The 361-nt window shown below is 28.5% G+C and carries 1 rRNA gene; it reads right to left on the bottom strand.

The window, feature by feature from the left end:
* Positions 1-240: 240 nt before the first annotated feature.
* Positions 241-361: ribosomal RNA gene (locus IC173_RS20500) — 23S ribosomal RNA — on the bottom strand; the annotation flags it as partial.

Genomic DNA, 361 nt, shown 5'->3' with positions numbered 1-361 from the left:
AATGGGAACAGGTGTATCCTCTCTGCTATTATAACCAGATTATTGTCTAAATTTTCATTTATCTTTTTTCTAAGACAAGTATTATAATAACATATTTGTCTTATTATGTCAATACTTTATTTATTCGTTTTTAAGCTTATAAAATTCTTAAAAATTTCTAATTATTGACAAATTTAAATACATAGAGTTAACACTCTAAAAACTACATATATATTTTAATCAATGAACATCAAGTAAATATTGGTCAAGTCCTCGACCTATTAGTATCGATAAGCTAAATACATTGCTGCACTTACACCTTCGACCTATCAACCAGATAGTCTTTCTGGGGTCTTACCCTTGCGGTGGGAAATCTTATCTT

This window comes from Clostridioides sp. ES-S-0048-02, assembly GCF_020658495.1.
Lineage (GTDB): Bacteria > Bacillota > Clostridia > Peptostreptococcales > Peptostreptococcaceae > Clostridioides.
Note: the sequence above shows the minus strand (reverse complement) of the source record. Positions and strands in the feature narration are given on the sequence as shown.